Origin of the sequence: Verrucosispora sp. WMMD573 (assembly GCF_027497175.1) — a bacterium.
Lineage (GTDB): Bacteria > Actinomycetota > Actinomycetes > Mycobacteriales > Micromonosporaceae > Micromonospora.
Genome location: NZ_CP114901.1, coordinates 1,892,849 through 1,917,004 on the forward strand (window position 1 = coordinate 1,892,849; position 24,156 = coordinate 1,917,004).

Consider the following 24,156-nt stretch of genomic DNA (forward strand, 5'->3'; position numbering starts at 1 on the left):
GCGGGCCTCCCGTCGCAGCCCTTTCGCAGCCCTTTCGCAGCCCTGTCGGGGGGTCGCCGGGGTCCTTGCCGGGGTCGTCTCTGGCTGGGCGGGGTGGTTCCTGCCGGGCCGGGTGGGTGGTCCTGCCCGCCGGGCCGGGCGGGTGGCGGGGATCGCGTTGCCGGTGACTCGCGCCCGGGGCAACAGGCATCGTCGCTAACGTGTCGGGGTGACCGCCGATCCGCTCGCGCCGCTGCTCGACCTCGCCGACATCGCCGCCGCCGTGGAGCGTGCCCGTGACCGGTTCGACCGGGCACTGGGCCACCGGGCGCTGCGCCGCCACGGCGGCCAGGTAGCCGCCGAGGTCAGCCTGCGCTCCGCGGTGGCCAGCGCCGGGCTGGAGGGCCACCACCACGAGCGGGAGGCGGTACGCGCCGGCACGGTCACCGAACCGGTGCTCCAGGGTGCGCTGCGGGTGGCCGGAGCCCTGCCCGGGCTCAGTGAACTCTGGCCGAAGGCCCCCCGGCAGGCGCTGGCGAAGCTGCACGTGCTCGCCGCCCGCGAGCTGGTCACCGAGGCCGAGTTGGGCCGCCCGGTCGACGACCCGGTGGTCGCCGCCCGGCTCGACGCCCTCGCCACGCTGGTGGCCGGCGGCACCCGGGTCACCCCGCTGGTGCTGGCCGCCGTCGTGCACGGCGAGCTGATCAACCTGCGGCCGTTCGCCGGCCCGTCGGGCGTGGTGGCCCGGGGCGCGGCCCGTCTCGTGCTGCTCTCCACCGGATTCGACCCACGCGGCCTGCTCGCCGTCGATGTCGGGCACCGGAAACGCGAGCCGGAGTACGTGGGCGCGGCCGGTGCCTTCGCCACCGGCACCCCCGACGGCCTACGATCCTGGCTCCGCCACTACATGTCCGCCGTCGAGGTGGGCGCCGACCAGCTCACCGCGATCGGCGACGAGATCCTCGCCGCCTGACCGCATACGGCTGCTCGTGCGCCTGCGCCTGCTCGTGCGGCTGCGCCCTGCGGCAAGGTCAGACGGGGCGCGGCCGGCCCGGGTATGGCTACGGTGTTCGGCCGGGTCAGGCCGGCGAGGTGGCGGCACGGGTGCGGCGGTGCCGGCCGTACCAGGCGATGCCGATGGCCACTCCGACGCCCACGCCGAGCGCCGCCGCGGCGACCGGGACGGCGGGCCGCTCGCGCAGTCGCCGGCCCAGCGGCACCGGGTGCCGGAATTCAAGCACCGGCCAGCCGTTCTCCACCGCCAGGCGGCGTAGCTGCCGGTCCGGGTTGACCACCGACGGATGACCCACGCACTCCAGCAACGGGCGATCGCTGTACGAGTCGGAGTAGGCGTACGAGTCGGCCAGGTCGTAGTCGCGGGCGGTGGCGAGTTCGCTTACCGCCTCGACCTTGCTGGGACCGGCGGCGTAGAACTCGACCTCACCGCTGTACCGACCGTCGACCACGCCCATCCGGGTGGCGATCACGTCGGTCACCCCGAGCAACGCGCCGATGGGACGCACCATCTCCTCGCCCGAGGCGGACACCAGCACCACGTCCCGACCGGCGGCCTGATGCTCCTCGATCAGCGCGGCGGCCTCCGCGTACACATAAGGGTTGATCAGCTCGTGCAGCGTCTCCGCGACGATCTGGCGGACCTGCTCCACCGGCCACCCCTTGCAGAGCGTGGCGAGATAGTCGCGGGTCCGGGCCATGGTCTGCTCGTCGGTGCCGCCCAGCCGGAACATCAGCTGCGCGTACGCCGACTTGACCACATCACGCCGAGTGATCAGGCCGTCCCGGTAGAACGGCCTGCCGAACGCCAAGGCGCTCGACTTGGCGATGACGGTCTTGTCCAGATCGAAGAAAGCGGCACTTCGGCCCACGGCGCGAAAGTCTAGCCCGATGCACTATGGTCGGCGGGTGCCCGGGGGCTGAAGAGCACTCGGACCTGCGGGCCGACCCCCGCCCGCCTGCGAACAGTGATTGCGGTCACACGCTGCGAACAGGATTTCGCGGGGAGTGGAGGCTACACCACTCGACGTACACAGGTCCGCTCAGGCAGACTTGTGTAGAGCACGAGCATTCATATCTCGTACACCGGCAGACCCTCGGCGGTTGCACCCCCCGTGACCGCTGAGCGGGTTCGGCTCGACCCCCCCGGAGCCGAACCTCAGACGACCCCCGTCTCCCCCCGACGGGGGTCGTCCCTTTGCGCCCTGAGTGCGTCGGCACCTGGGCTGCCGAGGTCCGATGTCCAAGGCACGGCCGTTGCGTCCGTCGATGCTGCTTGCTACCAGGTCGCTTCGCTCCGGGGCGTCGGTCCGGCCGGCCGATCGTGCGTCAGAGGATCGCGAGCTGTCGGGCTGGGTCGGCGCGGAAGGCGGGTCGAGCCGGGGTGGGGGTCAGCACGAACTCGTACGTAGCGTCGTCGGTTCCCGCAGCTTGCGGATGTGCTCGGACTTCGGTTTCGTACCAACCGGCTGGCACTGTCACGCGGCGGTGTTTCGGGTGGTCGGGCCGCCAGTGACGGAGGTAGCCGATGCCGCAGAGCAGCAACGAGCCGGTCTCCGTCCCCAGGACCCAACCCGTTGAGGAGAGGGTAGCGGCGGGCCATGGTGGATGATCCGCCGCGTGACGCACCAGCACGGTGTAGTACCCCGTAGCCAAACCTGTCAGCGGTAGCGCTATCCCCTGCCGGGCGACAGTGCCACCGGCCTCGGTGGTAGCGAACAGCTCCAGCAGGTCGCGACCCGTGCCGTCCGCACCGAGGTGCCGGTCCAGGCGCGCGGGGTCGAGCAGCACGAACCCGTGAGCCTCGGGGAAACAGCCGGTCAGTTGTACGGCCGGAAAGACGGTCACCTGATCGCGGCGCGGGCGGGTTCGCGTGTCGGTTCGAAGCAGACCAGGGCGCGGCCTCGGCGGTCGGTCACCACCCAGGGGTGGCCGACGTAGGTGTGCTGCTGGTGCGACTCGCTCGGGTGCAGCACGGCGTACTGCCTCCGCTGCCCGTGGTGGTCCAACCAGTACACGATCACCGATCGCGAACGCAGGTTGACGAACTCGATGCTGGTCTCGCTGCCGCCGCTGACCGAGCGCAGCCCACGCTCCCGCCATGCCGGTAGCGGGGTCAGGTGCTCCGGCCGGGGTGGCCGGGTGCTCGCTGGCGGTTTCGCCGGCTGGCTCGGCGAGGGTGTCGGGCGGGTGCTCGGTGTGGCGGGCACTGTCGATGAGTCGGCCTGGGTCGGCGACGGGGCCGGCGTCGCCCTGCGGCTTAGTTGCGGCCGGGAGGACGAGACCCCGCCGACGGACGACGCGGCGGACGGCGAAGGCGCGTCGGCGGACGCGGAGCCGTCCGGGTTGGACCCGGGGCTGTCCGGAGGCGGCGCTACCCAGTCCGACGGCACATCGGGGGCCGCGACCGTCGGTGGCTCGGTCGCCGGCCACAGCACGGTGAGCATGAGCCCGAGCGTGGCGGCCGCGAGGCCGGCCAGCACCAGCCGGTGCGACATTCGACCGGGAGCTCGATGGGTGGGTTCGACGGAGACGGCGGCGGCCCGGATGGGCGGGGGTGGATCGCCCGGCCCGCCCGGCGGCTCCGGCGCTGGCGGAAGTGCCCGCGGTACCGGGCGTGCCGCGAGCTGCCGGGCGCGGGAACGTGGGTCGAACAGCCAGGGGCCGACCCGCAGCCTCGGCTCGACACGGGCATGTTCGTGATCTGGCGACTGCGTCATGACCTCGATCCGACGAGGAATGCCGTTCTCTGCCGACGGCACGGAACGTCGATTATGCGTGTTGCGCGTCACGTTGCGCCATGGCTGGCGAGGGTCGAGATAGGTGCGATGTGCGTCCCGTTCCCGTAACAGATCAACGCCCCTTGTGGGCGTTGTCCACACAACGGTTCGTTGTCCACAGGCCAGCCGACAGGGGCGGCGGTCGAGGCGGCAGCGGCGGCAGGGTTCGACCCAGTGAACCCGCGCCGACCGCTTGGAGGCCGCGATGCCATCCCGTACCTCCGTCCCACCGGACCGGCGTCTGCCGCTGGTCGTCACCTCGGACGGTGACCTGCTCGATGACCTGCTCCGGCTCGCCGCCGCAGGCGGAGTCGAGGTGGAGGTGGCCGCCGATCCGGCGGCCGCCCGCACCCGCTGGCGGCCATCCCCGCTGGTCCTTGTCGGCAGCGACCAGGCGCAACCCTGCCTGCGGGCGCGACTTCCCCGGCGTTCCGGGTTGGTCCTGGTGGGACGGTCCGGTGACGTCGAGTCCGGTTGGCAGGTGGCCGACCTGCTCGGTGCCGAACACGTCGCCGTGTTGCCGGCGGCCGAGCCGTGGCTGGTGGACCGGTTCGCCGATTGCGGGGTCGAGGGCGCGGCCACCGCCTCGGCCCGGATGGTCGCGCTGGTCGGTGGCCGGGGCGGGGCCGGCGCGAGCATTCTCGCCGGGGGCCTCGCCGTCACCGCCGCCCGGGCACGGCTGCGTACGCTCCTGCTCGACGCCGATCCGCTCGGCGGTGGCCTGGATCTGGTTCTCGGCTGGGAACAGCTGGAAGGGCTGCGCTGGCCGGCCCTGACCGGGGCCGATGGGCGGGTCGACGCGCCCGCCCTGGTGCGGGCGTTGCCCAGTCGGGGCGATCTGGTGGTGCTCTCCTGGGACCGTGGCGATTTGCTCGCCGTGCCGGCCGAGGCGGTGGCCGCCACCCTGGACGCCGCCCGGCGGGGGCGTGACTTCGTGGTGGCCGACCTGCCCCGACACCTCGACGACGCCGCGGTGACCGCACTTCAGGCGGCCGACCGGGTGTTCGTGGTGGTGCCCGCCGAGCTGCGGGCGACCGCCGCGGCGGCCCGGGTGGTAGCGGCGGTCACCCCGCACTGTTCCGACCTGTCCGTCATCGTCCGGGGTCCCGCTCCCGGCCGCCTGCGCGCCACCGAGGTCGCCAAAGCGCTCGGTCTGCCCTTGGCCGGTTCGCTACGACCCGAGCCCGGGTTGTGTCGGGCGCTGGAACGGGGCGAGGCCCCGGCGGCCGGTGGGCGCGGCCCGCTGGCCGAGCTCTGCCAGCGCATCGTCAACGAACTCACCGGCCAGCCCGTGGCGGGTGCGGCATGACCGGCGAGAACCTTGCGGCCCGGGTACGGCAGCGGATCGCCGCCACCACCACGCCGGTCACCCCGGCCGCGATCGTTTCTGCGGTACGCGCCGAACCCGACGCCGCCGTACTCGGTGACAACGCCCTGCTGCGGATGGCCGACCGGGTGCGCGACGACCTGGTGGGCGCGGGTCCGCTGGCCGCGCTGCTGGCCGATCCCGAGGTGACGGACGTCCTGGTCAACGGGGCGCGGGTGTGGGTCGACCGGGGGCAGGGGCTGCACCAGGTGCCGGTGCCGGTGGGCACTCCGGACGACGTCCGCCGGCTCGCGCAACGGCTCGCGGCCGGGGCCGGTCGTCGGCTGGATGACGGTTCGCCGTGCGCCGACGCACGACTGGACGACGGTACGCGGCTGCACGCCGTGCTACCGCCGGTGGCGACCGACGGGCCCTATCTGTCGCTGCGTACCTTCCGGCAACGGCCGTTCACGCTGGACGAGCTGGTGGCACAGGGTGCGGTGGTTCGGCCGGTGGCGCCGGTGTTGGCCGCCGTGGTGGCGGCCCGGCTCGCCTATCTGGTGATCGGCGGCACCGGCTCCGGCAAAACGACCCTGCTGAACACGCTGCTCGGCCTGGTGCCGACCACCGAGCGGATCGTGCTGGTCGAGGACGCCGCCGAGTTGCGGCCGGTGCACCCGCACGTGGTGGGTCTGCAAACGCGTACGGCCAATGTGGAGGGATCGGGTGCCGTCGGCCTGAGCGAGCTGGTCCGGCAGGCGCTGCGGATGCGGCCGGATCGCCTGGTGGTCGGCGAGTGTCGGGGCGCGGAGGTGGTCGACCTGCTGGCCGCGCTGAACACCGGGCACGAGGGCGGGGCGGGGACGTTGCACGCCAACACCCCGTCGGACGTGCCGGCCCGGCTGGAGGCGCTCGGTCTGCTCGGTGGGCTGCCACGTCCGGCGCTGCACGCCCAGGTGGCGGCGGCGCTTCAGGTGGTGCTCCAGATTCGCCGTACGCCGCAGGGCCGCGTGCTGGAGTCCATCTGTCTGCTGCTGCCGGAGGGGCCCGACCGGTTGGTCACCGCCGTCCCGGCGTGGATCCGCAGTCGAGGGCTCGGTGTGGCCGCCCGGGCGCTGGGCACGCTGATCCGCAACCGCGATGTGCCGGTGCCGCCGATCCTGTGTGAGCCGTGGCCCGCGTCGGCGGTCTCGTCGTGAGCGGCGCGTGGTGGTGGGCGGTGTCGGTGTTGCCGGTCCTGCTGGCACTCGCACACCGGCTGCGTGGGCGACGGGTGCTGAGTTGGTCCGGAGACGGCGGGAAGGCAGCCGACGATGCGCTGGTCGCGTGGGTCGTCGCCCTGCGACAGGAGGGCGGTCGGAGTGACGGCGAGGGGCCGCAGGTCCCGCGTCGGAGCGGCCCGCAACCGACCGGTGTCGGGTGGCCGGCGAAGGAGACACCGCCTTACTCGATGGTGGCCCACCCGTGCAGGCCGGCTGCTTCACCGATCGCCTGGCCCAGGTCAGGACCGCCGACAGCACCGACCGCGCCTCGTCCGCCGGGGCCGCGCGGAAGCCGGCGGCCGAATCGGCCCGGTGGCGGGCCCGGGGTGGTCGTACGGGGACCAGCACCCGCCGTCGTGGAGTCGACGGCGCGGGCGCTCGGCACGGCGGTGCTTGACGAGAATCAGATCGCCGCAGCCGGCACCGAACACCCGGCACCGGCCAACCACCGCGAGCAAGCGGATCACCGTGATCAGGCCGACCGCCGCGAGCACGCTGACCGCCGCGAGCCGACCGATCAGCGCTCGACGGGGTTGAGCCGACGGGCGGCGCTGCTCGCAAAGCCACGACGCATCCTGGTGCTGACCTGCCTGGTCGGCGCGGCGGTCGGCGGGCTGCTCGCCGGTCCGGTGGCGGCGACGGCGCTGGCCGGCTACGGCACCCTGGGGGTGCGGGCGCTGCGCCGTCGGGCAACTGTGGGCCGGGCCGACCGGGAGCGCCGGGAGCGGCTGGATCAGCTGGCTGCCCTGGCCGGGGACCTGCGGGTCGGGCTGCCGGTGCCGGTGGCCACGCAGGTGCTGACCAGTGCGCCTCCCAGCGCCGCTTCAGCTGCGGCGCAAATGGTCCGGCCAGACGAGGCCGACGCCGGCCAGCCCGTCGGGCCCGAGCGGCGTCTGTCCGACGACAGCGCGCCCGGTTCGGCGGGAGACCGCCTCGGGCGACTGGCCGGGGCTGCGGTGCGTCTGGCTGAACGTACGGGAGCGCCGTTGGCCGATCTGGTGGAGCGGATCGAGGCCGATGCCCGATCGACGGACCGAGGGTTGGCTGCGGCCGCGGCCCAGGCGTCCGGTGCCCGGGCCACCGCCTGGTTGCTGGCTGCTCTGCCGCTGGGCGGGATCGGCCTCGGCTACGGGATCGGGGTGGACCCACTTCAGGTGCTGCTGCACACCCCGGTCGGCGGCGCTTGCGCGATCGCTGCCGTGGGCCTTCAGGTGATCGGGCTGCTCTGGGCGGAGCGTCTCTCGGCCACCTCGTCCGGGGGCAGCTGATGTCCGGGACGCCACTTGTCGCCTGTGGCCTGGCCGGTGCAGCTCTGGCCGCCGCGCTCGCGGTCGGCCGATACCGGCCCCGGCGTCGGTTGCGCCGGTTGTCCAGGAACGTGACGGCCAGCCGGACAGGTCAGCGGTTCTGGATTTCGATGCTCCGACGGTCCAGGTGGCGTGGGGTGCCGCCGGCCGTCCAGCGGGACGGTTCAGCCGGCGAGACCTCGGCACCGGCTTCGGCAGTCGAGTCACGATGGTCGAGTCAGTGGCGGCCGGACCTGGTCCGGCTGACCGCCGGGCTGTCCGGGCTGGCGGTGGCGGTGCTGGTCGAAGGCTGGGCCGGCCCGGTGGCGGCGCTGCCCACGGCGGTGTTGCTCGACCGGCTGCTCCGGCGGATCGAGCCGCCGGCCGTACGCCGTCACCGACTGCGTGCCGCAGCCGACCTGCCACTCGCCGCTGACCTGCTGGCGGCGGCGCTGCGGGCCGGGGCACCCGTGGAGCGTTCGGTGCTCGCAGTGGCTGACGCGCTCGGCGGGCCGCTGGGCCGGCAACTTGCCCGGGTCGGTCGGATCCTGCAACTCGGCGGTGGGCCCCAGGAGGCGTGGGGACATCTGGCGGCGGTTCCGGGAGCGCACCGGGTGGCGACCGCCGCGATCCGCTCGGCGAGCAGCGGCGCAGCCCTGGCCGGAGCGCTCAGCCGGCTCGCCGACGACCTGAGAGCAGACCGGGCCGTCGCGCTCGAAACGGCCGCTCGCCGTTCGGGCGTGCTGATCGTGTTGCCGCTGGGGCTCTGCTTCCTGCCCGCCTTCATTCTCGCCGGTCTGGTGCCGGTGATCGTCGCTGTCCTTGGCGACGTGCTGTGAATTCATCGAGAAAGGACGAACACGTGCGCAGAATCCTCGCCCGCCTTCGCGGGGACGCCGGGATGAACACGGCGGAGTACGCGGTCGGAACCCTCGCCGCGGTGGCCTTCGGCGGCGTCCTGCTCAAGGTGCTGACCTCCGATGGTGTGCAGTCCGCGTTGACCGCCGTCATCGACCGGGCACTGAAGTGACCGGGCGCCGGCCGGCCGGCCACGACCGGGGATCGTTCACGGCCGAGATGGCGGCCGGCCTGCCGGCGCTGGTGCTGCTCCTGCTCACCGGGCTGACCACGATCAACGCGGTGAGCACCAAGGCGGCGTGCCTGGACGCGGCCCGGGAGGCGGCGCTCGCCGCCTCCCGGGGGGAGCCGGGCACCGCCGCCGGCAGCCGGCACGCACCGACCGGGGCGGAGGTGCTCGTCGCCTCGGACGGTGAGCACGTCCGGGCGACGGTCCGCGCCTCCGTCCGCGCCCTCGGTACCGATCTGCCCGCGATCAGCGTCGTGGCGACGGCCGTCGCGGCGGTCGAGCCGGGTGCGCCGGAGCCGCAACCGTGAGCGCCCCCGCAGTTAGCCCTGCCACCACCGCCCCCGGGCGCGGCCTGCACGCCCGTCGGCCGCGTCGTCCTTCCCGGTGGCGGTCTCTTGTGGTGGAAGGGCTGAGTCTTGTCGGCCGATGGTGCGGCCGGTTCGGGCCACGGAGGGGGCGGCCGGCCCAACCGTCTGCCCAACCGCTCGGGCTGGCGGGCCGGCCGGCGACCGGGGGTGGTGAGCGGGGCGGAGCCACGATCTGCCTGCTCGGCGTGGGGTTGTTGTTCGTCGTGGCGGGTCTGCTCGGCGCGGGTGTGGGAGCGGCTCGGGTGGCGCGGCAGCAGGCCCGGGTGGCCGCCGATCTCGGCGCTCTGGCCGGTGCGGCTCGGGTCCTTCAGGACGAGCCGGTGGCGTGCGCGCGGGCAGCGGAGTTGGTCGCCGCGAACGCTGCCCGACTGGTGCGGTGCCAGATCGATGGGCTGGACGTGCTGGTCACCACTGAGGTGATCGTGAGCCCGTTGCCGGGAATGACCCGGGCCGCCAGGGCCACCAGCCGGGCCGGCCCGCTGCGCGGCTGACCGCGTACCGGCCAGCAGGGCGGTTGGTCGGTGGTGGTGGACCGGCCCGCTCGACCACCATGTCGAGCGGGCCGGGCCCGGGGCCAGGTGGATCGCGGGTCGGGACCGGCGTCAGCGGCCCTGGAGGGCGTCGAGGGCGACGGCCATGGCGATCACCAGGCGGCGGTCGATCTGCGGGTTCTGGATCTCGACGACGTACCGGTCGCGCAGACCCCACTTCTTGACCACGGAGAAGACGGGCTGGCCGTCCGCGACGAAGTCGAAGTGGTACGGCAACCAGGACAGCGAGTCGACGAAACGGCGCAGTAGTGCCACCGGCATGCTGCGCTCCTGGCCGGTGACGTTGGGCAGACCGGCCTGCTCGACGTGCCAGGTCGAGCGGAGCAGCGACTGCGCGAAGTCCTTCCGGAACAGGCCGATCGGGTTGCCCGCGTCGTCGGTGACGTCGTACGTGGCACCGAGGTCAAGGCGCTGGCGCGCCTTGAAGCCGAGCAGCGGCTGCTGCTTGGACTCGTCGGTGTAGATCGTCACCTGTTCCTTGAAGGCGAGCCGCTTCTGCTGGGCGAACGCCAGCAGCCCGCCCTCGGAACCGTCCGGCGCGACGCTGTGCACCTCGTACTGGTTGACCATGAACCGCACCCGTTGACGGATGTGGAACTGCTGCTGTGCCTGCAAGCTGTCGAGCTGCATGAGAACTCCTCGATTGTGGTGCGCCGGAGTGTCGCACAGTCGGACAACGGCTGCGCCCAGGGTCTGCCGGGGTCAGCGGACGCCGTCTACGCCCGACCGGTGCGTCATGGTGGTCAGCAGCAGATGGATGGTGCGCAGACGTTCGTTGATCTGATCCAGCCGTTCGGCCTGGGCCAGGGTGGCGAGCGCGGTCCCCAGCGCGATCTGCTGGTTGATGTCGAGCTTCTCCTGATCGATGGTGTAGAGCAGGTCGACGGTCTCGGCGATGGTGTCGGCCACGGCCTCTCCTCCATGCTGGCAAGGACGGTGAACGGCAAGCACGGCGCTCTATGGAAGCGCTCCCACCATCATTGCCCGGTGGCCCCGGTTTTCATACCCGGCGATGTCATTCCGGCAGGTTGGCGAGCACCACGTCGAGTACCCGGATCGCGTCCGGCTTGGACAGCGGATTGTTGCCGTTGCCGCACTTGGGTGACTGCACGCAGGACGGACAGCCGGCCTCGCAGCCGCACTCGGCGATCGCGGCCCGGGTGGCCCGCAGCCAGGACGCCGCCATGCCGTACGCCCGCTCGGCGAAGCCCGCACCCCCCGGATGGCCGTCGTAGACGAAGACGGTCGGGGCCTCGGTGTCCGGGTGCACCGCCGTGGAGAGCCCGCCGATGTCCCACCGGTCGCAGGTGGCGACCAGCGGCAGCAGCCCGATCGCGGCATGCTCGGCCGCGTGCAACGCCCCCGGCACGTCGGCCGGATCCACCCCGGCGGCGATCAGCGACTCGGGGGAGAGGGTGAACCAGACCGCGACGGTACGCAGCTCGCGAGCCGGCAGGTCCAGCGGACGGGTGTCGATCACCTCGCCGGTGGCGATCCGTCGTCGCTGATAGGAGACCACCTGACTGGTGACGTCCACCTCACCGAGGAAGAGCCCGACCGGTCCGGCGTCGACGTAGGAACGCACCGAGACCACCGACAGTGAGGTGACGTCGCGGGCGTGGGTGGACCAGTCCGGCTCCTCGGGCCGCACCAGCGCGCATCCGTCGTCGAGGTCGAGCGAGTCGACCACGTACGACACGCCCTGATGCAGGTAGACCGCGCCGGCGTGCAGCAGGAAGTGCGCCGAGCCGCCGTCGACCGTGCCGAGCAGCCGGCCGGTCGCCGCCTCCACCACGCAGACCGGAGCACCGCCCTCGCCGCGCAGATCCACCTCGGGACGTTCCCGGTGTCGCCAGTACCAGCCGGTGGGCCGTTGGCGCAGCGCACCCGCCTCGACCAGCGCTGCCACGGCCTCCTTGGCGCCGTCACCGAAAAGCTCCAGGTCGGCCGCGGTCAACGGGGCCTCCGCCGCCGCGCAGGCCAGTTGCGGACCGAGCACGTACGGGTTGGCCGGATCGAGCACGGTCGCCTCCACCGGCGCGCCGAAGACCGCCTCCGGATGGTGCACCAGATAGGTGTCCAGTGGGTCGTCCCGGGCCACCAGCACCGCGAGGGCCTCCTGGCCGGAGCGCCCGGCCCGGCCCGCCTGCTGCCACAGCGACGCCCGGGTGCCCGGATAGCCGCAGATCACGACGGCGTCCAGCCCGATCAGGTCGACCCCCAGCTCCAGAGCATTTGTCGAGGCCAGTCCCAGCAACTCGCCGTGCAGCAGCGCCCGCTCCAGCTCGCGACGCTCCTCGCGCAGGTAGCCGGCCCGGTATGCGGCCACCCGGTCGCCGAGCCCCGGCACCGCCTCGTCGAGGCTGCGTCGGGCGCTGGTCGCCACCACCTCGGCACCCCGGCGGGAGCGGACGAAGGCCAGCGTGCGTACCCCGGCGGCGACGGTGTCGGCGAGCAGGTCGGCGGTCTCCCGCAGCGCCGACCGGCGAACCTGGGTCAGATCGGACCCCGGGTCAGGCTCCCCGGACGCGGCTGGCTTCCCGGCCCGCTCCCGGCGTGGTGCCGGCATGGGCCCGGCGGCGGACGGGTCCGGCGGGAGCAGCGGCGGCTCCCAGAGGGCGAAGGTGACCCCGGCGCGCGGTGAGGCGTCCTCGGTGACGGCCGTTACCGGGAGGCCGGTCAACCGGCCGGCCGCCGCGGCCGGATCGCCCGACGTCGCCGAGGCCAGTACGAACGTCGGGCCGGCGGCGCGAGCGTACCGGGCACACTGCCGCCGCAGCCGGCGCAGCACGTGGGCGACGTGCGAGCCGAACACGCCCCGGTATACGTGGCACTCGTCGACCACCACGTATGCCAGCCGACGCAGGAAACCGGACCACTGGGCATGCCCGGGCAGGATGCCGTGGTGCAGCATGTCGGGATTGGTCAGCACGAACCGGGAGTGCCGCCGGATCCACTCCCGCTCGGCGCGCGGGGTGTCTCCGTCGTAGCAGGCCGGGCGTACGCCCTCGATCTCCAACGCGGCGACGGCGCGCAACTGGTCGGCGGCGAGCGCCTTGGTGGGTGCCAGGTAGAGCACGGTGGCGCGCGGGTCGGCGAGCAGCGTGGCCAGCGCCGGCAACTGGTACGCCAGGGACTTGCCGGACGCGGTGCCGGTGGCCACCACGACGTGCTGGCGGTCGTACGCCAGACCGGCCGCCTCGGCCTGGTGCCGCCACGGTGTCACCACTGCGCGCCGGGCGTACGCCGCGCGCAGTTCCTCCGGTGCCCAGGACGGCCACGCTGCCGGCGACCCGGTCCGGGGTGGCACCCGCTCGACGTGGGTGACCGGATCGGCGGGGTGCCGTTGGCGTAGCCGGCGCAGCAGTTCTCCCGGCGACGCGACCGGCGCGCCGGTGGGGACGTCCTCCGGCGGGCCGGCCACCGGAACCGGACCCGCCGGGACCGCGCCGGGCGGTCGCTCGGGGCCGCTGCCGGCGGATACGGTGGCTGCCGAGGTCACGTCCTGCACTCTCGCACTGGTGTTCGGAAATGGGAAATCGGCGTGCCGGGTACGGATCCACCTGCCCCGGTGAGTCGTCGGCCCGCCCCTGGGGTAGTGGTTAGATGCCAAAAGAGTTTACGGCTGCCTGAGGAGGACGGATGGAGCTGTCACTGGCGACCCGGACCGTGGGTGAGCACACGGTGCTCGAGGTCGGCGGTGAGGTGGACGTCTACACCGCCCCCCGGCTGCGCGAGCGGCTTCTGGAACTTATCGACGCCGGAGCCCGGCACGTGGTCGTCGACCTGGGCCGGGTGGACTTCCTCGACTCCACCGGTCTGGGCGTGCTGGTCGGCGCGCTCAAGCGGCTGCGTACCGCGGACGGCACCTTCGCCCTGGTCTGTGACAAGGAGCCGCTGCTCAAGATCTTCCGGATCACCGCGCTGGACCAGGTGTTTCCGCTGTACCCGACGGTCGAAGCAGCGACCGGCGCCGGCCAGTGATGGCCACGGTCCGGCTCTCCTTCTCGCCCGCGCCGGTGCACGTGCGTACCGCCCGCCTGGTCGGCGTCGCGGTGGCCCGGCGCGCGGGCGTCCGCGAGGATCTGCTCGACGAGGTCCGCCTGGCCATCGGCGAGGCGTGCACCCGGGCGGTCGCCCTGCACCGCCAGTACGGTGTCGCCGAGCCGGTGCTGGTGGAGATGTCCGACTCGGGGGCGTACTCGGTGCGGGTGGTGGATCGGGCGCCGATCGAGGCGAGCATCGGTCTGGCCGCGCTCGACGCCGACCAGCTGGCCAACGAGTCGCTGAACGAGGACGACCTGACCACCGGGGTCGGCTTCGCTCTGCTCGCCGGATTCGTCGAGGATCTTCAGGTCCGTCCGGTGGACGAGGGCGTCGGCACCGAGGTGCGGATGGTCTGGCCGGTCAACCACTGAACCGACGGTCCGGCCGCCCCGGCCGCCCGCTGCCGGATCACCATGGACCGCCTCCCATATCAGATTTCGGTTCATAACACAGCGACGGAGATCATCCAGACCCGCCGCCACCTCGGTGTGACCTCGAACACTGGGGGCGGCTAGAGTACGCGGGTTGTCAGCAAGTGATCCACCCGGCACCCAGCGCAGATGGGCGTGGAGCGCTGGTTCGTCGGGTGGATCGGCGCGCGCTTGCGAATTCGCATCCAGGCGCCGGGCGGTGCGTCTCCACCGGCCGGCGCGTTGTTCGGCACAGGAGGACACAGATGTCCGACACCTTGGCCGCCGAGGGCGGCGGGATCTCCCTCACCGGAGCCAATGTCACGTACGTCGTCATCGCCGCGGTGATCGCGCTGGTCGCGCTCGCCTTCGCCGCCGCCTTGACGAAAACGGTGCTGGCCGCCGGCAAGGGCACCACCAACATGCAGGAGATCTCCGGGGCCGTGCAGGAGGGCGCCTCGGCCTACCTGCTCCGGCAGTTCCGGACCCTGGCGATCTTCGTGGTGATCGCCGTGGTGCTGCTGTTCCTGCTGCCGGTGCACGACACCGACGGCAGCGAGACTGCGGTGAAGATCGGTCGCTCGCTCTTCTTCGTGGTCGGTGCCCTGTTCAGCGCCTTCATCGGTGGCGCGGGCATGTGGCTGGCGACCCGGGCCAACCTGCGGGTGGCCGCCGCCGCCCGGGAGCGCGAAGGTGGCCGGGAATCGGCCATGAAGATCGCCTTCCGGACCGGTGGCGTGGTCGGCTTCCTCACCGTCGGTCTCGGCCTCTTCGGTGCCGCGCTGGTCGTCCTGATCTTCCGGGGTGACGCGCCGACGGTGCTGGAGGGCTTCGGCTTCGGCGCCGCCCTGCTGGCCATGTTCATGCGGGTCGGTGGCGGCATCTTCACCAAGGCCGCCGACGTCGGCGCCGACCTGGTCGGCAAGGTCGAGCAGGGCATCCCCGAGGACGACCCGCGTAACGCCGCCACCATCGCCGACAACGTGGGCGACAACGTCGGCGACTGCGCCGGCATGGCCGCCGACCTCTTCGAGTCGTACGCGGTCACCCTGGTCGCCGCGCTCATCCTGGGTCGGGCCGCGTTCGGCACCGACGGCCTGGTGCTGCCGCTGATCATCTCCACCATCGGGGTGCTGGTCGCCATCATCGGCGTCTTCATCACCCGGCTGCGCGCCTCCGACCGCAACGGCCTGACCGCGATCAACCGGGCCTTCTACCTCTCCGCGCTGATCTCGGCGGTGCTGGTCGCGGTGGCCTCGTTCGCCTACCTCCAGCCGTCCTGGACGGCGCAGCTCGGTGACGACTGGCGGACCACCCTCGGTGTGAACGGTGGCGACCCGCTCTTCGGCCCCCGTGGCGTGGTCATCGGCGCGGTGATCATCGGTATCGTGCTGGCCGCCGCCATCCAGGCGCTGACCGGCTATTTCACCGAGACCGACCGACGACCGGTACAGGACATCGGCAAGAGCTCGCAGACCGGTCCGGCCACCGTCATCCTGGCCGGCATCAGCGTCGGCCTGGAGTCGGCGGTCTACTCGGCGCTGCTCATCGGTGCCGGTGTCTTCGGCGCCTTCCTGCTGGGTGGCGGCTCCATCACCCTGTCGTTGTTCGCCGTGGCGCTGGCCGGTACCGGTCTGCTCACCACCGTCGGCGTGATCGTCGCGATGGACACGTTCGGCCCGATCTCGGACAACGCCCAGGGTGTGGCCGAGATGTCCGGTGACATCGACGAGCACGGCGCCCGTACGCTCACCGAGCTGGACGCCGTCGGCAACACCACCAAGGCGATCACCAAGGGCATCGCGATCGCCACCGCGGTGCTGGCCGCGACCGCGCTGTTCGGCTCCTACACCGACACGCTGCGAACCGCGTACGCCGACGCCGGGGTGACCGACGTGGGCGCCGAGATCCTGAACTCGCTGAACGTGTCGAACCCGCAGAACCTGGTCGGCCTGATCATCGGCGCGGCGGTGGTGTTCCTCTTCTCCGGTCTGGCCATCAACGCGGTCTCCCGCTCGGCGGGTGCCGTGGTGATGGAGGTCCGTCGGCAGTTCCGCGAGCTGCCCGGAATCATGGACCGCACCCAGCGTCCGGAGTACGGCAAGGTCGTCGACATCTGCACCCGGGACGCGCAGCGTGAGCTGCTCACCCCCGGCCTGCTGGCGATCCTGGCGCCGATCGCGGTCGGCTTCGGCCTCGGGCCTGGCGCGCTGGCGTCGTACCTGGCCGGTGCGATCGGTGCCGGCACCCTGATGGCGGTCTTCCTGGCCAACTCCGGTGGTGCCTGGGACAACGCCAAGAAGATGGTCGAGGACGGCGCGTACGGCGGCAAGGGTTCCGAGGCGCACTCCGCGACCGTCATCGGTGACACCGTCGGCGACCCGTTCAAGGACACCGCCGGCCCCGCGATCAACCCGCTGATCAAGGTGATGAACCTGGTGGCGCTGCTGATCGCGCCGGCCGTGGTGGCGTGGAGCGTGGGCGACGACCGCAACGTCGGTCTGCGGGTCACCATCGCGGTGGTGGCGACGCTCATCGTCGTCGCGGCGGTGGTGTTCAGCAAGCGCAAGAGCATCGCGATGGGCGACGACGCCGACAGCGGTTCCGGCAGCGCGGACCCGCGTCCGGAGGAGATCAAGGCCTGACGCGTGGCGCACACCGGTCCCCGGTCGGCAGCTGTCTGCCGGCCGGGGACCGGTCGCCTCTCCGGACCCGGTACCGATGACCGGTGCCGACCGGGGAGAGAAGCCGTACGCTGCAACGCATGCGTACGTGCCGGGCGGCAGCCGCCGGAAAGTTCACGGTGGTCCTGGCCACGCTGATGATGTTGGTCGCCTGCGGCGCCGATGGCCCCAGTCCGCGGGCCTGGGCCGCCTCGGTCTGTTCGGCGCTCACCCCCTGGCGGGCCGAGATCAGCAAGCTGACCAACAGCACCGACCAGCAGATGACCGCGCAGACCACCCCGGCGCAGGCCAAGGAGAACCTGGTCCGGCTCTTCGGCGGCGCAGAGCAGGCGAGCGAGACCGCCCGGCGCAAGGTGGAGCAGGCCGGAGTGCCCGAGGTCGAGCACGGCGAGGAGGTCTCCGCCGGCTTCCGCGCCTCGCTCGCGTCGATGCGGGACGCCTACGGCCGGGCCCGGGCCACCATCGACGGCCTGGGCACCGGTGAGGCCAGCACGTTCTACGACGGGGTCCAGGCCGCCGTGGAAACCCTCCAGCAGGAGTACGACGCGAGCGCGCTGGACACCAGCCGACTCGACTCCGAGGAGTTGAAGCGCGCCTTCGACGAGGTACCCGAATGCCGCTGAGCGGTTCCGGCGAGACACCGGCGGCGCAACCGCTGCCGGTGTCCTTCCCACCGCCCGACGAGACATCACCGGTGCGCCCTCGTCGGCCAACCGGCCGGCGGCCCGCCCCCGCCGGCCCGCCGGCCGATCACGACTCTCCGGACCGCCCGACAACGTCGCCGGCCGACGCCACCGGCAGCGATCGGCAACTGGTCTTCTTCGGCGCGGAGACCGGTGAGCCCTCCGTGGCCGACCTTGCCGGGCTACTCGCCGGCCCGGGCGAGGTGCACCGGATGGGCGGCACGGCCCGGTTGTCGGTGGTGGTGGCCGCGGCGTGGCGGGTGCACGTGCTCATCGCTGAACTGGCCCAGCGGGGCGTCCGGAGCAGCTGGGCACCCACCGAGGACCAGCGCTACGCGGTGCGGACCGCGTACACCCGGACGATCGTGCCGCTCGCGGCGGCCTGGCTGCGCGGCCCGACGCAGCATCCGCCGCCGGGGTTCCAGCTCGACGGCCGGCGGCTGCGCCTCTGGCTCGCCGCGGCCGGCGTGGCCGATCCGCCCGACTTCCTGCTCCACCTCGGCGGCGACCCGACGGGATGGGCCGCGGTCGGTGCCGCCCTGGCCACGGCCGGGCTGACCGGAGAACTGGTCGAGGCGGGACCGGGCGGGCCCGCGTACCGGATCGCGGGCCGTCGCGGGACGCAGCGGCTGGCCGAGCTGGTCGGTGAGCGCCCGCCCGCGAGCCCGCCCTCGGCCTGGCCGACCCGGGCCTGACGGCCGGGGCGGCTGTCCGATCTGAGACAGCCGGGTGTCCGGGAACACAGGGAGAATCGGCCGGGTTTGACCTCCACCGAGGGGCTGCCATGGTCACAGCGGCCCGCTCGACACCCTACCCAGGGTGTACGGTGACGCCGTCCGGCGTGACCACAGATCGTCCGGGGCGGATCGCCGCCCGCGAAACCCGAAACACGGACGGCGCGTTACGTTGGACATCCGGACCGCCGGGCACCGGTGGGCCGAGTGCGCCCCAAGCCGGCCAGGCGCGGCCATTGAGTGGGAATGAGGTCGAAACAGACGTGCCGAGCAACGCTGGAACCACCCGTCTGGTCATCGTCGAGTCTCCGGCGAAGGCCAAGACGATCTCGGGCTACCTGGGCCCGGGGTACGTCGTGGAGGCCAGCTTCGGGCACGTCCGTGACCTGCCCCGCAACGCCGCCGACGTACCGGCGAAGTACAAGGGCGAGTCGTGGGCGCGGCTCGGCGTCGACGTCGACAACGGCTTCCACGCCCTCTACGTCGTCTCCGCCGACCGCAAGCAGCAGATCAGCAAGCTGACCAAGCTGGCCAAGGAGGTCGACGAGATCTTCCTGGCCACGGACGAGGACCGCGAGGGCGAGGCGATCGCCTGGCACCTGGTGGAGACGCTCAAGCCCAAGGTGCCGGTCCGGCGGATGGTCTTCCACGAGATCACCAGGCCGGCGATCCAGGCGGCGGTGGCCAACCCCCGGGAGATCGACCGGGACCTGGTCGACGCCCAGGAGGCCCGACGCATCCTCGACCGGCTGTACGGCTACGAGGTCTCCCCGGTGCTGTGGAAGAAGGTCATGCCGAAGCTCTCGGCGGGCCGGGTGCAGTCGGTGGCCACCCGGATCGTGGTCGAGCGGGAACGGCAGCGGATGGCCTTTCGCACCGCCGAGTACTGGGACATCCTGGCCACCCTCGCCGTGACCAACCCGGGCGAGGGGCCGCGCAGCTTCAACGCCACCCTGGTCGCGCTGAACGGCGACCGGATCGCCACCGGCAAGGACTTCGAGCCGACCACCGGCCGGGTCCGGCCCGGTGCCGGCGTGGTCCACCTCGACGAGGGCGGCGCCCGAGGGCTCGCCGCCCGCCTGGCGGGGCGGCCGTTCGCCGTCACCCGGGTCGAGGAGAAGCCGTATCGGCGCCGCCCGTACGCCCCCTTCATCACCTCCACCCTCCAGCAGGAGGCGGCCCGGAAGTTGCGGTTCTCGTCGCAGCAGACGATGCGCACCGCGCAGCGGCTCTACGAGAACGGCTACATCACCTACATGCGTACCGACTCGGTGAACCTGTCGGACACCGCCATCGCGGCGGCTCGCCGGCAGATCGTCGAGCTGTACGGCGAGCGCAGCGTGCCGCCGGAGCCGCGTCGCTACACCGGCAAGGTGAAGAATGCGCAGGAGGCCCACGAGGCGATCCGTCCGGCGGGGGACAACTTCCGCACCCCGGGCGATGTGGCCAAGGAGTTGTCGGCCGAGGAGTTCAAGCTCTACGAGCTGATCTGGCGGCGCACCATCGCCTCACAGATGACCGACGCCGTGGGCTCCAGCGTCTCGGTGCGGATCCGGGCGACCACCACCGGCGGCGAGGAGGCCGACTTCGGCGCCACCGGCAAGACCATCACCGACCCGGGCTTCCTGCGGGCGTACGTCGAGTCCAGCGACGACGAGAACGCCGAGGCCGAGGACGCCGAGCGTCGGCTGCCGAACCTGGTCAAGGACCAGCCGCTGACCGCCGACCAACTGGCCGCGCAGGGGCACCACACCCAGCCGCCGGCCCGCTACACCGAGGCGTCGCTGGTGAAGGCCCTGGAGGAGTTGGGCATCGGCCGCCCGTCGACGTACGCGTCGATCATGCAGACGATCCAGGACCGTGGGTACGTCGTCAAGCGTGGCCAGGCGATGATCCCGTCGTTCCTGGCCTTCGCGGTGATCGGGCTGATGGAGCGGCACTACCCGCGCCTGATCGACTACGACTTCACCGCCAGCATGGAGAACGAGCTGGACGAGATCGCCGGTGGCGACCACGCCGCCGTCGACTTCCTCACCGCTTTCTACTTCGGCAGCAGCAACGGCACCGGCGACCAGGCCATCGCGCACGCGGGCGGGCTGAAGAAGCTGGTCACCGAGAACCTCAGCCAGATCGACGCGCGCAGCGTCAACTCGATCCCGCTGTTCACCGACGACGACGGGCGTGAGGTGGTGGTGCGGGTCGGCCGGTACGGGCCGTACCTGCAACGCTCGGTGCCCGGAGAGGAGCACACGCCTGCCGCGGAGGGCGAGGAGGCCACCACCCCGGGCGACCGGGCGCCGATCCCGGAGGGGCTGGCACCTGACGAACTGACCCCGGAGAAGGTGCACGAGCTGTTCCTCGGCGGCGGGGGCGAACGCAAGCTGGGTGACGACCCGGCGACCGGGGAGCCGATCCTGCTCAAGTCCGGCCGGTTCGGCCCGTACGTGGCCAGTGGCGAGCGCAAGTCGTCGCTGCTGCGCTCGCAGTCGCCCGACTCGCTCACCCTCGATCAGGCACTCAAGCTGCTCAGCCTGCCTCGACTGGTCGGGGTCGGGCCGGACGGCGTGGAGGTGTTCGCCAACAACGGCCGCTACGGCCCGTACGTCAAGCGTGGCGACGAGTTCCGCTCGCTGGACTCGGAAGACAAGATGTTCACCGTCACGCTGGACGAGGCCCTGGCATTGCTGGCCGCACCGAAGACCCGCCAGCGGCGGGCCGCCGCCCCGCCGCTGCGGGAGATGGGCAACGACCCGCTGACCGAGAAGCCCCTGGTCATCAAGGACGGCAGGTTCGGCCCGTACGTCACCGACGGGGAGACCAACGCCTCACTGCGGCGCGGCCAGACGCCCGAGGCGTTGAGCCTGGAGGAGGCCTCCGAGATGCTCGCCGAGAAGCGGGCAAAGGGTCCGGCCCCGAAGAAGAAGGCCGCCGCGAAGAAGGCCCCGGCCAAGAAGGCGACGGCGAAGAAGGCGACCGCCACGAAGGCCACGAAGGCAACCGCCAAGAAGACCCCCGCCACCAAGTCCACCCCGGCGAAGGCCCGCACCACCGACTGACCTCGCCGAATCTTGGTCCCGAAACGCCCGCAGGAGGGCGCTCGCGGACCAAGATCTCTCGGGTTGTCCACAGGGGCAGCGCGGGGGGAGGGGAGGTGGGCAGGGTGGGGGTGTGGCGGGTCGGGATGTGGCGGGTCGGGATGTGGGATGGGTGGGATGGGGAACCGGGGCTGGTGCGTCCGCAGAACGCGGGATGGGGCAGTTGCGGCCACCTGGTGGGCGGGAGGAGACCCGCCGCGGACCGGGCCAAAGGGTGGGCCGGCGAGACGCTTGGGAGCGTGATCCGGGGGCGGGTCGGCGGAGTACTTGGGGGCGTGATCCGGGGGCGGGTCGGCGAGAGGCTTGGGGGCGTGATCGGGGGGCGGCGTTCCGGGGCTGGGGACCGGCCCTACCGCGGGACGACGCGGACGAGCTGACCTGGCTGCTGTTCCACCAGGAGCAGGTGCTCAGCCTCGATCAGGCCCGGCTGCACCTGTCGCCGAAGGCCATCCGGCACCGGGTGGCCTCCGGACGCTGGCGGCAGGTGCACCGGGCCGTTTATGTGACACACAACGGGCCGGTGACACCTGAGCAACTGCCGTGGATCGCCGTCCTGTCGGTCGGCCCGGCGGCGGTGCTCGGCGGGCTGAGCGCCGCGCGGGCGTGAGGTCCTGCGCAGACCTGGCGACGGAATCGTGCATCTGCTGATACCGGCCGGGCGCCGGCCGCGTTCGCTGCCGCCCAGCGTCCGGGTGCACCGCACCACCATCCTGACCGCCGAGGACATCCTCGATGTCGGGCTGCCGCGCCGGACGATGCCCGCCCGTTCGATAGTGGACGCGGCGCAGTGGGCGGCCAGCGACCAGGACGCGTGTGCCATCATCGCGGCCGGCTTTCAGCAGCGCCTCGTCGGCGGCGACGATGTGCGGAAGGTACTCGATCGGCTGCCCCGCGCCCGGCGGCGCGCCCTGATCCGACGGACCACCGTCGATGCGGCGGGTGGTGCTCATTCCCTGCCGGAGTTGGATTTCCTCGCCCTCGCCCTCGCCCTCGTCCGGCGCGCCGGGCTGCCCGAGCCGACTCGGCAGGTGGTTCGGCGGGATGCTGCCGGCCGGCGCCGCTACCTGGACGCACTCTTCGAGGAGTGGCGGGTGCTCGTGGAGATCGACGGCGGTCAGCACCTGGACCCGGCTACCGCCTGGGCGGACATGCGACGGCAGAACGACCTGTGGCAGCGCGGTGACCGGGTACTCCGCTTCCCGGCGTGGGCGATCCGCCACGCACCCAGCCAGGTCATCACCCAACTCCGCGCCGCCCTCACGACGGCGGGTTGGTGCCCGTGACCATGCAGATCTTGGTACGACAGCGCCCCCTGAGGGGCGGATTCGGACCATGATTCGCGGTGGTTCACCCGAGGAGGCTGGCCAGGTAGGGGGTGGTGAAGGTGTGGTGGGGGTCGAGGTGGGCGCGGATGCGCCGGAAGTCGGGCCAGCGGGGATAGGCGGTGGCGAGCGAGGCGGCGTCGCGCCAGTGCAGCTTGCCCCAGTGCGGTCGACCGCCCAGCCCGGTCGCCACCTCCTCGAAGGCCCGGAAGTACGGCTCGTAGGGCATGCCGACGTACTGGTGCAGGGCGAGGTACGCCGAATCCCGGCCGTGGGCGGGTGACAGCCAGATGCCGTCCCCCGCGCTGAAGCGAACCTCGACCGGAAAGAGCACCTTGAACGGCAACCCGCCGATGATGCGACGCACCGCCGCCAGCGCCTCGGGCAGCGCCTCCCGTGGCAGCGCGTACTCCATCTCCAGGAAGCGGACCCGGCGCGGGCTGCAGAAGACGGCGTCGGAGCGGCCGGTGTAGCGGCGCTCGCTGAGCGCCCGCGCGGAGATCGCGCTGATGCCCGGTGCCAGGCCCGGCACGGCGCGGCTGAGCCGGCAGGCGCCGGCGAAGACGGTGTTGGCCAGGAAGTAGTCGTCCAGCCAACCGCGCCAGCGGGACAGCGGGCGGTCGTCCACGGGTACCCGGTCGTTGGTCTTGAGCTGCACCCGGTCGGTGTAGGGGAACCAGAAGAACTCCAGGTGATCGTGCGCGTCGACCAGGCCGGGCAGCTGCGCGAGCACGGTGTCCAGCGACGCCGGTCGTTCGTGAGCCAGCAGGACGAAGGCGTCCACACAGCGCAGCGTCACCTCGACCAGTACGCCGAGCGCGCCGAGCGAGACCCGGGCGGCGTCGAACACCTCAGGATGCGACTCGGCGGAACAGTGCAGCACCTCCCCGGCGCCGGTGACCAGGGTCAGCGCCTCGACGAAGGTGGCCAGGCCACCGTGGGCCGCACCCGTGCCGTGGGTGCCGGTGGCGATGGCGCCGGCCACGGTCTGTGCGTCGATGTCACCGAGGTTGGGCAGAGCCAGTCGGTGACCGGCGAGTAGCGCGTTGACCCCCCGTAGCGTCATCGCGGCCGGTACGGTGACGAGGCGTCGATCGACGTCCACACGTACGTCGATGGCGAGTCGGGTCAGGTCCATCCGCTGCCCGTCGCTGACCGCGACGGGGGTGAAGGAGTGGCCGCTACCGACCGGGCGGATCCGCTCACCGGTTTCGGCGGCACGTCGAATCTGCTCGGCGGCCTCGTCGACCGAGGATGGCCGTAGCACGGCGCTGGCCACGGCGCGTTGGTTGCCCGCCCAGTTCGACCAGGCGGCGGTCTCGGCGGCGGTGCTCTCGGCCATGGGCCCGCTCCTCAAGATGAATATGAACCGAATTCATATCAGGAACGTTGTCCCTGGTAAACACCGCAATCGAGGTCCGCTCGTTGTACCGGTAGTCACGGACTCGTGACGTGCAGATATGTTCATCCGTCGAGAGGGGGTGGCGAGTGTCCACTTCAGCCGCCACGACCGGGCCACTGCGTCGAGTGCCAGTGCAGGGTCGTAGT

The 24,156-nt window shown here is 72.3% G+C and carries 23 protein-coding genes; 16 read left to right on the top strand and 7 right to left on the bottom strand.

Annotated elements, in window-relative coordinates; genetic code table 11:
- Positions 1-208 precede the first annotated feature (208 nt).
- On the top strand, positions 209-952 hold the full coding sequence (locus O7601_RS08770) for an oxidoreductase (RefSeq protein WP_281565692.1): 744 nt from the start codon (positions 209-211) through the stop codon (positions 950-952).
- A gap of 106 nt (positions 953-1,058) precedes the next feature.
- Here O7601_RS08770 and O7601_RS08775 read toward each other — a convergent pair whose 3' ends face one another.
- From O7601_RS08775 to O7601_RS08785, 3 genes are all read right to left on the bottom strand, one after another.
- On the bottom strand, positions 1,059-1,865 hold the full coding sequence (locus tag O7601_RS08775) for an HAD-IB family hydrolase (RefSeq protein WP_281565693.1): 807 nt from the start codon (positions 1,863-1,865) through the stop codon (positions 1,059-1,061).
- 457 nt (positions 1,866-2,322) lie between these two features.
- On the bottom strand, positions 2,323-2,841 hold the full coding sequence (locus O7601_RS08780; RefSeq protein ID WP_281565694.1) for a hypothetical protein: 519 nt from the start codon (positions 2,839-2,841) through the stop codon (positions 2,323-2,325).
- On the bottom strand, positions 2,838-3,713 hold the full coding sequence (locus tag O7601_RS08785; RefSeq protein ID WP_281565695.1) for a hypothetical protein: 876 nt from the start codon (positions 3,711-3,713) through the stop codon (positions 2,838-2,840). Before O7601_RS08785 ends, O7601_RS08780 begins: the two co-directional genes overlap by 4 nt.
- 265 nt (positions 3,714-3,978) lie before the next feature.
- Here O7601_RS08785 and ssd point away from each other — a divergent pair, with 265 nt between their 5' ends.
- The 7 genes from ssd to O7601_RS08820 all read left to right on the top strand — a co-directional run bounded on the left by ssd (position 3,979) and on the right by O7601_RS08820 (position 9,573).
- Positions 3,979-5,082: a septum site-determining protein Ssd gene (ssd, locus tag O7601_RS08790; RefSeq protein WP_281565696.1), complete on the top strand. Its 1,104-nt coding sequence runs from the start codon at positions 3,979-3,981 to the stop codon at positions 5,080-5,082.
- Positions 5,079-6,278, top strand: a complete 1,200-nt coding sequence (locus tag O7601_RS08795; protein ID WP_281565697.1) for a TadA family conjugal transfer-associated ATPase — start codon at positions 5,079-5,081, stop codon at positions 6,276-6,278. Before ssd ends, O7601_RS08795 begins: the two co-directional genes overlap by 4 nt.
- Before the next feature lie 419 nt (positions 6,279-6,697).
- A complete protein-coding gene (locus O7601_RS29465; protein ID WP_348650239.1) occupies positions 6,698-7,609 on the top strand; it encodes a hypothetical protein in 912 nt (303 codons plus the stop codon).
- A 272-nt stretch (positions 7,610-7,881) separates the two neighbouring features.
- Complete coding sequence (locus tag O7601_RS08805) at positions 7,882-8,466, top strand: type II secretion system F family protein (RefSeq protein ID WP_281566850.1); 585 nt, start codon at positions 7,882-7,884, stop codon at positions 8,464-8,466.
- 62 nt (positions 8,467-8,528) lie between these two features.
- Positions 8,529-8,657 (top strand): DUF4244 domain-containing protein, encoded by a 129-nt coding sequence (locus tag O7601_RS08810; protein ID WP_205808979.1) that lies wholly within the window; start codon positions 8,529-8,531, stop codon positions 8,655-8,657.
- The gene (locus O7601_RS08815) at positions 8,654-9,022 is read left to right on the top strand and encodes a TadE family type IV pilus minor pilin (protein WP_281565698.1); all 369 of its coding nucleotides are present in this window, start codon (positions 8,654-8,656) and stop codon (positions 9,020-9,022) included. The genes O7601_RS08810 and O7601_RS08815 overlap by 4 nt, the downstream gene beginning before the upstream one ends.
- A 182-nt stretch (positions 9,023-9,204) precedes the next feature.
- Entirely contained in the window at positions 9,205-9,573 is a 369-nt protein-coding gene (locus O7601_RS08820) for an Rv3654c family TadE-like protein (RefSeq protein WP_281566851.1), read from the top strand.
- Between the two features lie 111 nt (positions 9,574-9,684).
- On the opposite strand, the gene O7601_RS08825 is transcribed toward O7601_RS08820, so the two are convergent.
- The 3 genes from O7601_RS08825 to O7601_RS08835 form a co-directional block, all read right to left on the bottom strand.
- Positions 9,685-10,263, bottom strand: a complete 579-nt coding sequence (locus tag O7601_RS08825) for a hypothetical protein (protein WP_281565699.1) — start codon at positions 10,261-10,263, stop codon at positions 9,685-9,687.
- A 72-nt stretch (positions 10,264-10,335) separates the two neighbouring features.
- Entirely contained in the window at positions 10,336-10,542 is a 207-nt protein-coding gene (locus O7601_RS08830) for a hypothetical protein (RefSeq protein WP_093404067.1), read from the bottom strand.
- A gap of 106 nt (positions 10,543-10,648) precedes the next feature.
- Entirely contained in the window at positions 10,649-13,057 is a 2,409-nt protein-coding gene (locus O7601_RS08835) for a DEAD/DEAH box helicase (RefSeq protein WP_281566852.1), read from the bottom strand.
- A 218-nt stretch (positions 13,058-13,275) separates the two neighbouring features.
- On the opposite strand from O7601_RS08835, the gene O7601_RS08840 reads away from it, so the two are divergent.
- The 8 genes from O7601_RS08840 to O7601_RS08875 all read left to right on the top strand — a co-directional run bounded on the left by O7601_RS08840 (position 13,276) and on the right by O7601_RS08875 (position 22,569).
- Entirely contained in the window at positions 13,276-13,617 is a 342-nt protein-coding gene (locus O7601_RS08840; RefSeq protein WP_099847876.1) for an STAS domain-containing protein, read from the top strand.
- Positions 13,617-14,051: an ATP-binding protein gene (locus O7601_RS08845; protein ID WP_093404069.1), complete on the top strand. Its 435-nt coding sequence runs from the start codon at positions 13,617-13,619 to the stop codon at positions 14,049-14,051. Before O7601_RS08840 ends, O7601_RS08845 begins: the two co-directional genes overlap by 1 nt.
- 305 nt (positions 14,052-14,356) lie before the next feature.
- Positions 14,357-16,735: a sodium-translocating pyrophosphatase gene (locus tag O7601_RS08850; protein WP_281565700.1), complete on the top strand. Its 2,379-nt coding sequence runs from the start codon at positions 14,357-14,359 to the stop codon at positions 16,733-16,735.
- A gap of 119 nt (positions 16,736-16,854) precedes the next feature.
- Positions 16,855-17,397, top strand: a complete 543-nt coding sequence (locus tag O7601_RS08855; protein WP_281565701.1) for a hypothetical protein — start codon at positions 16,855-16,857, stop codon at positions 17,395-17,397.
- Positions 17,388-18,152 (top strand): hypothetical protein, encoded by a 765-nt coding sequence (locus O7601_RS08860; protein ID WP_281565702.1) that lies wholly within the window; start codon positions 17,388-17,390, stop codon positions 18,150-18,152. Before O7601_RS08855 ends, O7601_RS08860 begins: the two co-directional genes overlap by 10 nt.
- 302 nt (positions 18,153-18,454) lie before the next feature.
- Complete coding sequence (gene topA / locus O7601_RS08865; protein WP_281565703.1) at positions 18,455-21,247, top strand: type I DNA topoisomerase; 2,793 nt, start codon at positions 18,455-18,457, stop codon at positions 21,245-21,247.
- 442 nt (positions 21,248-21,689) lie between these two features.
- A complete protein-coding gene (locus O7601_RS08870) occupies positions 21,690-21,893 on the top strand; it encodes a hypothetical protein (RefSeq protein ID WP_281565704.1) in 204 nt (67 codons plus the stop codon).
- A gap of 28 nt (positions 21,894-21,921) precedes the next feature.
- Positions 21,922-22,569: a DUF559 domain-containing protein gene (locus O7601_RS08875; protein WP_281565705.1), complete on the top strand. Its 648-nt coding sequence runs from the start codon at positions 21,922-21,924 to the stop codon at positions 22,567-22,569.
- A gap of 64 nt (positions 22,570-22,633) precedes the next feature.
- Here the strand turns inward: O7601_RS08875 and O7601_RS08880 are convergent, their stop codons facing one another.
- Positions 22,634-23,950 (bottom strand): D-arabinono-1,4-lactone oxidase, encoded by a 1,317-nt coding sequence (locus tag O7601_RS08880; RefSeq protein WP_281565706.1) that lies wholly within the window; start codon positions 23,948-23,950, stop codon positions 22,634-22,636.
- Positions 23,951-24,156 lie beyond the last annotated feature (206 nt).

Coding starts and splice junctions, on each gene's coding strand:
- O7601_RS08785 (WP_281565695.1), bottom strand. CDS start 3,713: ATGACGCAGTCGCCAGATCACGAACATGCCCGTGTCGAGCCGAGGCTG.
- ssd (WP_281565696.1), top strand. CDS start 3,979: ATGCCATCCCGTACCTCCGTCCCACCGGACCGGCGTCTGCCGCTGGTC.
- O7601_RS08795 (WP_281565697.1), top strand. CDS start 5,079: ATGACCGGCGAGAACCTTGCGGCCCGGGTACGGCAGCGGATCGCCGCC.
- O7601_RS08810 (WP_205808979.1), top strand. CDS start 8,529: ATGAACACGGCGGAGTACGCGGTCGGAACCCTCGCCGCGGTGGCCTTC.
- O7601_RS08825 (WP_281565699.1), bottom strand. CDS start 10,263: ATGCAGCTCGACAGCTTGCAGGCACAGCAGCAGTTCCACATCCGTCAA.
- O7601_RS08840 (WP_099847876.1), top strand. CDS start 13,276: ATGGAGCTGTCACTGGCGACCCGGACCGTGGGTGAGCACACGGTGCTC.
- O7601_RS08845 (WP_093404069.1), top strand. CDS start 13,617: ATGGCCACGGTCCGGCTCTCCTTCTCGCCCGCGCCGGTGCACGTGCGT.
- O7601_RS08850 (WP_281565700.1), top strand. CDS start 14,357: ATGTCCGACACCTTGGCCGCCGAGGGCGGCGGGATCTCCCTCACCGGA.
- O7601_RS08855 (WP_281565701.1), top strand. CDS start 16,855: ATGCGTACGTGCCGGGCGGCAGCCGCCGGAAAGTTCACGGTGGTCCTG.
- O7601_RS08860 (WP_281565702.1), top strand. CDS start 17,388: ATGCCGCTGAGCGGTTCCGGCGAGACACCGGCGGCGCAACCGCTGCCG.
- O7601_RS08880 (WP_281565706.1), bottom strand. CDS start 23,950: ATGGCCGAGAGCACCGCCGCCGAGACCGCCGCCTGGTCGAACTGGGCG.